The sequence below is a fragment of the Streptomyces sp. 8L genome (assembly GCF_020176795.1).
GTDB lineage: Bacteria > Actinomycetota > Actinomycetes > Streptomycetales > Streptomycetaceae > Streptomyces.
In genome coordinates, this window is sequence record NZ_JAIUKE010000074.1 from 26,888 (window position 1) to 33,639 (window position 6,752).

General features: G+C 72.1%; 9 protein-coding genes. 4 read left to right on the plus strand and 5 right to left on the minus strand.

From position 1 onward, the window contains the following. Window positions 1-18: 18 nt before the first annotated feature. Window positions 19-720, minus strand: a complete 702-nt coding sequence (locus LCE31_RS08020) for a M24 family metallopeptidase (RefSeq protein WP_225013306.1) — start codon at window positions 718-720, stop codon at window positions 19-21. A 220-nt stretch (window positions 721-940) separates the two neighbouring features. Between LCE31_RS08020 and LCE31_RS08025 the strand changes: the two genes are divergently transcribed. Then, a complete protein-coding gene (locus LCE31_RS08025) occupies window positions 941-1,474 on the plus strand; it encodes a hypothetical protein (RefSeq protein WP_225013307.1) in 534 nt (177 codons plus the stop codon). A gap of 58 nt (window positions 1,475-1,532) precedes the next feature. Here LCE31_RS08025 and LCE31_RS08030 read toward each other — a convergent pair whose 3' ends face one another. Next, on the minus strand, window positions 1,533-1,964 hold the full coding sequence (locus LCE31_RS08030) for an Lrp/AsnC family transcriptional regulator (RefSeq protein WP_225013308.1): 432 nt from the start codon (window positions 1,962-1,964) through the stop codon (window positions 1,533-1,535). An 80-nt stretch (window positions 1,965-2,044) separates the two neighbouring features. Here LCE31_RS08030 and LCE31_RS08035 point away from each other — a divergent pair, with 80 nt between their 5' ends. Together LCE31_RS08035 and LCE31_RS08040 are read left to right on the plus strand one after the other, a co-directional pair. Beyond that, window positions 2,045-2,749, plus strand: coding sequence for an AzlC family ABC transporter permease (locus LCE31_RS08035; protein WP_263631570.1), 705 nt, complete (start codon window positions 2,045-2,047; stop codon window positions 2,747-2,749). After that, complete coding sequence (locus LCE31_RS08040) at window positions 2,742-3,074, plus strand: branched-chain amino acid transporter permease (RefSeq protein ID WP_225013309.1); 333 nt, start codon at window positions 2,742-2,744, stop codon at window positions 3,072-3,074. Before LCE31_RS08035 ends, LCE31_RS08040 begins: the two co-directional genes overlap by 8 nt. Window positions 3,075-3,162: 88 nt before the next feature. Here LCE31_RS08040 and LCE31_RS08045 read toward each other — a convergent pair whose 3' ends face one another. From LCE31_RS08045 to LCE31_RS08055, 3 genes are all read right to left on the minus strand, one after another. After that, window positions 3,163-3,816, minus strand: coding sequence for a TetR/AcrR family transcriptional regulator (locus LCE31_RS08045; RefSeq protein ID WP_225013310.1), 654 nt, complete (start codon window positions 3,814-3,816; stop codon window positions 3,163-3,165). 119 nt (window positions 3,817-3,935) lie between these two features. Next, a complete protein-coding gene (locus LCE31_RS08050) occupies window positions 3,936-5,042 on the minus strand; it encodes an isocitrate/isopropylmalate family dehydrogenase (protein WP_225013311.1) in 1,107 nt (368 codons plus the stop codon). Between the two features lie 350 nt (window positions 5,043-5,392). Beyond that, on the minus strand, window positions 5,393-5,761 hold the full coding sequence (locus LCE31_RS08055; protein WP_225013317.1) for a DUF488 domain-containing protein: 369 nt from the start codon (window positions 5,759-5,761) through the stop codon (window positions 5,393-5,395). Between the two features lie 234 nt (window positions 5,762-5,995). On the opposite strand from LCE31_RS08055, the gene LCE31_RS08060 reads away from it, so the two are divergent. Continuing rightward, a complete protein-coding gene (locus LCE31_RS08060; RefSeq protein ID WP_225013312.1) occupies window positions 5,996-6,631 on the plus strand; it encodes an SGNH/GDSL hydrolase family protein in 636 nt (211 codons plus the stop codon). The last annotated feature ends 121 nt before the right edge of the window (window positions 6,632-6,752 follow it).

Below are 6,752 nucleotides of genomic sequence, written 5' to 3' on the forward strand. Positions count from 1 at the left end.
GGCCCGTCCGGACGGGTGTCAGGCGAGGTCGAGAAGTTCCTCGTGGAAACCGCCGAAGCCCCGTTCCCGGTCCACGAGGTGGATCTCCAAGATCCAGTGGCAGTCACGGCCCTGGGAGTCCTGGCGGCGCATCGGGCGGTCGCTGCCGGGCGTGATGTACGAGGAGATCTCGTCACCGTTGATCTTCTCGTGCGGGAACTCGCCCACGAGGTGGCCGGAGTGGTGTCCGCCGAACTCCCAGCCCGCCGCCTCGGTGAGCCGTACGACCTCGGCGTACAGCTGTGCTCCCGTGATGCCGGGAGCCGCCTCGAAGGCGTGGCGGCCCGCGGCGAAGATCTCCGGCAGCGCGTCCCGCAGCCGCAGCTTGGCGGGGTCGTCGCCCAGGACGAAAGTGCGGCCGAAGTCGGCCTCCCACTCCTCGAAGATCGGGCCGAAGTCGGCGAAGAGGATGTCCCCCTCCTCGATGACCCGGTCCGGCGGGTTCTCGCGGTACGGGTGCAGCGTGTTCGGGCCCGAGCGCACGATGCGCTTGTGCCAGAACCTGCTCACCCCGTACAGCTCGTTGGCCAGATCCCTGATCCGGTCGCTGACCGCCCGCTCCGTCTCGCCGGGGACGAGCAACCCGCGCTTCTCCACCTGCGCGAACAGGTCCTCGGCCTTGGCCTGCGCGTCGAGCAGCCGCCGTGCCCGTTCCGTCTCTTCCGCTGCGCCATCACTCATGCTCCGAGCCTATGGCCCCCTGAGGAGGCCCGGCGGTTCCGCGACCAGGTCTCCACGGAGAACGGCCGGTAGCGGCCCGAGGGGCGCCTGTCACGACCGGCCGGAGGAGTGAGCGGGGAGCGTGCGGTTGACGTACGCGGGCCTCGTCGCGGGTGACCGGGAACGGCCCGGGGACGGACCCGGCCGACAGCGCCGACCGGGCCGCTCGCATAATGCAGGCATGGCACGTAAAGCGAAGACGGCACGGAAGAACCCCCTCGTCACTGCGGCCACGGGGGTCGTACTGCCCGCAGCGCTGGCCGTGTGCCTCACCGCCTGCGGCGGGAGCCACTCGTCCGACGCGTCGTCGCCGGCCCCGACGCCGAGCGGCACCCCCGGCGAGGTCGAGGCCAGCTCGAACGGCGCCGCGGTGTCGGTGACCGGAGCCGTCGCCCACCTCGACCGCTCCGGGGACGGCACGCTCGCCATGACCGTCCGCAACTCCGGGACCGTCACCGACCACCTCGACATGGTCGGTGTCCCCGGCGGCGCGCGCGGCACCCTCAGCGGTGGGAAGAACCCCAAGGACAACGGCGCGATGAACCCCGCGGGCATCCTGATCCTGCCCAACGGCAGCACCACCTTCGGCGCCGCGGGCGGGCCCGCCGTGAAGCTGACCCATGTCAAGGGCGTGACGAGCCGTCACACCCTGCCGCTGATCCTCCAGTTCGGTGTCGCGGGACTCGTGCGCCTGGAGGCGCGCGTCACGCAGTGACCTCGGCGAACGGCGTCCTCTCCAGGCCTGACCGCTCCGAACCGGCCGCCGGGGCAGATCACTTGATGTGCTTCATGGTCAGGTGCGAGTCGACGCGGGCGATGCCCGGCACGTCCTCCAGCATGTCGGTCACGAACGACTCGTAGTGCTGGAGGCTCTCCGTCGCCACCCGCACGAAGTAGTCAGGAAGCCCGAACATCCGCCGGAACTCCACCACTTCGGGGAAGCCCGCGACGCGCTCCTCGAACGCGAGCACGGTGGCCCGGTCCTTCATCGCCAGATCCACGTTGACCAGCACCTCGAAGGCGCGGCCCGCGGCGGCCGGGTCGACGCGCGCGTGGTAGCCGGTGATCACACCGTCCTGCTCCAGCCGCCGCACCCGGCGCAGGCACGGCGCGGGCGTCAGCCCCACGCGCAGCGCCAGTTCGGCGTTGGTGACACGGCCGTCCGCTTCGAGTTCCATGATGATTGCGCGATCGAGATCGTCCACCGCCCGAGTATTGCGCCGTTGTCCCCGGTGCCGCAATGTCCGGCAACCATCATGCGGGCTCCCCTTCCTACTCTTGCCGTATGACCGAAACCGCGCATCCTGTCCGTACGGTCGCCCGCCTGACGCTTCCGTGTGCGGCGGGCATGGTGCCGCTGGGCATCGCCTTCGGTGTGCTGGTGGTGCAGTCGGGACTCGCCTGGTGGTGGGCTCCCGTCTTCAGCGGGCTGATCTGCGCGGGCTCGCTGGAGTTCCTGCTGCTGGCCACCGCGACGGCCCAGCCCGCCGTCCCGCTCGCCGCCGTGGCCGCCACCACACTCCTCGTCAACGGCCGCCACGTGTTCTACTGCCTCACCTTCCCGCTGCACCGGATCGAAGGGCGCCTCGCGCGGGCATACGGTGTGTTCGCCCTGATCGACGAGGCCTACGCGCTGACCTCGGTGCCCCCGGGCTCCGAACTGAAGGGACGCCACATCACCCTGATGCAGGCCCTTTTGCAGGCCTACTGGGTGGGTGGAGGGCTGCTGGGCGCCACCGCGGGCCAGGCCGTCGCCGACCGGCTTCCTGACCTGTCCGCCGTACTGACGGCGCTGTTCGCCGTACTCGCCACGGAAGCGGTCCTGGCGTTGGGTTCGGTACGGGTGCCGCTTGCGGCACTCGGCTGCGCGGCGGTGGCGTGGTGGGCGGCGCCAGGGCAGTTCCTACTGGTCGCGATGGGGCTGTTCACGGCCTGCGCTGCCGCTGCCGTGGCGTACGCCGCCCGGCGGCCGGAGGTGCGCGATGCCTGAACCGCGTCATGTCGCGGCGATCGTCGCCATCGCGGCCGTACTGACCCTCGGCCTGCGCGCACTGCCCTTCGCCGTTGTGGGGAGACTGCGGGAGGCGCGCGGCGTGCGGGCGGTGGCACGGCTGCTGCCGCCCGGGTTGATGGTCATCCTGCTCGTCTATCTGGTTCTGCCACCCGGCCAGGGGACGCGCCACGCACCGGGCGCGCTGCCCTGGCCGGCGCCCCAACTGGCGGCGGTGGCGGTCACGGTCGCCCTCCAGGCCTGGCGCCGCTCCACCCTGCTGAGCATCGCGTCCGGTACCGCGGTGTCACTGCTGTTGAGCTGAGCTGAGCTGAGCTGAGCTGAGCTGAGCTGGGTTGTGTTGTGTTGTGTTGAGCGGATCGCGGCGAGCCGCGTGCTCGGGTGGGGGCCGGTCACTTGCGTTCGGGCGGCAGGGCCCCGGTGACGAGGGCACGGATCGTGTCCAGGTCGACGGTGTCGGCCAGGGCGACAGCGTCCGGTGCGGTGGTGGTGGCCGCGTCGACACCGAGCAGGGCGCGGAACAGGCGCGGAAGCACCGTTCGGTCGAGCAGGTCCTGTGCGAGCGCTCCGCTGTCGCCGGGGGCGATGTCGTACCGCTCGTCGAGGTAGGCGACGAGCCGCTCGTGCGTGCTGATGAAGATGGCCTCGTAGTAGGCGCTCGAACTTCCCGGGAGCCGTTCGGCCTCGGCGATGCTCAGCCGGCAGGTGCGCACCTGGGGCTCCCACACCATGAGCTGAAGGAAGCGTGCGCAGAAGAGGGTGACCGCCTCGGCGGGGCGCTCGGCGTACGCGTCCGGCGTCCTGAGCTTCTCCAAGTAGAGCTCGCGGGCGAAGTCGAGGACGGCGAGGAACAGGTTGTCCTTGTTCGCGAAGTGCGCGTAGAGGGACCTCTTTGACGTCTGGGCCCGTGATGCGACGGTGTCCATGGAGGCACGCTCGTAACCCGTCTCCAGGAACACGTCCTTGGCCGTCACCAGGATGTGGCGGCGCAGTTCCTCGCCGCGGCGCTGCTGCGCCGGCCTGCGCGGTCGACTGTCTTGGCTCACGAGACACACTTCCAAAAGTAAACGGGCGGTCCAGTCTAGGCCGCGGCGCCGTGACCGCCGGCGACCGCTCCGCCCCTGCGGCGACCCGCGTCGTGCGGTCCCGCGAGACGCGCGGCAGATCACGCGCCGGGCTGGATCTCCCGCGCGATCGCCTCCGCCGCCGCGGCCGGGCCGCCGCCCGAGCAGCCGTCCGCCTCCACCCGTACGGTCCCCATGTCGAGCGCCCCGCGCACCGCCTCCCGCACGGCGCGCGCTGCGGGCGCCTCGCCGAGGTGGTCCAGCATCATGGCGGCCGCGAGGATCTGGCCGATCGGGTTCGCCCTGCGCCGGCCGGCGAGCGCGGGGGAGCTGCCGTGCGTCGGCCCGAAGCACGCGGCACCGTCGCCGATGCCCCCGGTGGGGCACAGTGCGGTGCCGCCCACCGTGCCGCAGCCCAGGTCGCTCAGGACCGGGCCGACCGGTTCCGCCGTGACGACCACGTCGAAGTACTCCGGACTCATCACCAGCGCCTCCGCCGCGGCGCCGGCGTAGAGGCACTCCGCCCGGATCTCCGGGTAGTCGCCCGCCACTTCGAGGAACACCTCACGGAACAGGCGCATGCTGAGCAGGCTGTCCGCACGGTCGGCGCAGGTGACCCGGCGCACCCGGTCCTGGCGCGTACCCGACCGCGAACGCGCGAGGCGGAACGCGTACCGGGCGATCCGCTCACACCGCTTGCGCGTCACGGTCAGTGTGTCGGCCACCGTGCTCCCGCCGGAAGTCTCCCGGCCCGCGCCGTGCACGGCGTAGGGGCCGTCGGTGTTCCCCTGGTTCTCGCGGCTCCCGCGGTTCTCCTGGACGACGACGTAGTCGACGGTGCCGGGGCGCGCCGTCAGCCGCGCGGGCACGCGCGGCAGCAGTTCGACGGGGCGCACCCGTGCGTACAGGTCGAGCTCCGTCCTGAGGACGCCGCCGAAGTGCCCTGCCTCCGTACCGTCGGGCAGCCGGACCGACGGGAGCCCCACGGGCCCCATGAGCGTCGCGTCGGCACCGCGTACGGCGGCCAGCCCCGCGGCGCTCAGCGCCTCGCCGGTCCTCTCGTACGTGCAGGCACCGCCGTCCACCTCGGTGATGCCGAGGTCGAACCCGTACGTGTCCGAGGCCTTCGCCAGCACGGTCAGCGCCGCGTCGACCAGCTCGGGCCCGATGCCGTCGCCCCTGATCAACGCGATGTCATGGACGGTCATGCTTCCCCTCTCCCCGTGTCTCGGCCGGCCGGCGGGCCGCCGGGGGGGAACCCCGTACAGGAGCGTAGCCCGTGCTCACCAACCGGGCTCCGGGGGAGGGGCGTTGCGTGTTCTCGAACCGACGCGAGGGACACTGCCCCGCGTGGCACTGTACGGCCGGGCTGCCGGGGCAGGCAGACTGCCGGGCTGACGAATCGCCGGGCAGCGGGGCCGTTCGGGCTGCCGGGGTCCTGGGGCGCTGCGCGCCGCCGTCGCATGTGCCGACTTCGCCGCGACGTTGGCACATTCACGGCCCGGGTGATCCGCCGCTGCCCGGGCAGGATCGGCGTGCCGCGCTGCCCGCCCTACGGTTACGCGGCGGTGTCGGTGAGTATCTCCACCAGCAGCGCCGCATGGCTGAGGCCGATCTCCTTCGTCGCCGTCAGCAGGGTTACGGGACCCCGGCCGCACAGGGCGGCGAGACCGTCCAGCGCCGCCGTCTGTCCCGGTCCCGTGAGTTCCGCGCGGTAGCGCGCGGCGAACTCGGCGAAGCGTTCAGGCTCGTGCCCGTACCAGTGCCGCAGTTCGGTGGAAGGGGCCACGTCCTTGCACCACTCGTCCAGCGCCGCGGCCTCCTTCGACAGGCCTCGGGGCCAGATCCGGTCGACGAGGACCCGGGCGCCGCCGCCCGGCCGGGGCTTGTCGTACACGCGCGCCACACGTACATCCGGTACGGTCATCACGCCTTCAGTGTCCGATCGCCCAGAGGGTTGCGCCACTCGTGGGGGAGACCACGGTCGTCCCTTGTGGCAGAAAGCGTTTTCTACTACGTTTTCCGTCCGGTGTGCGGGCAACCCGCTCCCCGCCCTGGCGCGCCACGCCGGCGGTGCCCGTCGGCCGCTTCCATCCCGGCGTGTTCCGCCGCGGTGCCCCGGCGGACCGGCCACCGTCCCGACCCCACCGCGGAGAACCCGATGCCCCTGCGCGTGCCCGCCGATTCGACGATCCTCTTCCAGGGCGACAGCGTCACCGACACCAGCCGGCGGACCCTGCCGGGCGACGGCCTCGGCAACGGCTACGTCAGGATGGCCGTGGACCTGCTGCGTGAGCGCTCCGGACCGTGCGACCTGACCTTCCTCAACCGGGGCATCAGCGGAAACCGCGTGGCGGACCTGCGCGCCCGGTGGGACGAGGACGCGATCGCGCTGAAGCCGGACGTCGTGTCCGTACTGATCGGCGTGAACGACACCTGGCGCCGCTACGACTCCGGCGAGGTCACGACGGCAGCCGCCTACGAACGCGACTACCGGCACCTCCTGACGCGGGCACGGGACGAACTCGGCGCACGGCTCGTCCTGATCGAGCCGTTCCTGGTACCGGTCGAGGCGGAACAGTGGGACTGGCGTGAGGACCTCGACCCGCGCATCCAGGTGGTGCGCAGGCTGGCCGAGGAGTTCGACGCGTCGCTGCTCGCGGCGGACGGCCTGCTCAACCAGGCCGCGCGGGAGCACGGCGGCGCGCGGGCGGTCGCCGGCGACGGCGTCCATCCGACGCCACTCGGTCACGCCGTCCTCGCGCGCGCGTGGGCCGGGCTGCTGGAGGTGGCCTGATGCGTCGGACCGCCCCCGCCCGGGATGCGCGGGGTGCCGGACGGGCTGGGGTCTTTGCACGGGCTGGGGTTGCCCGGAGGGACGGGCTGCACGGGCGTGCTGGGTTTGACCGGGGGAGGGC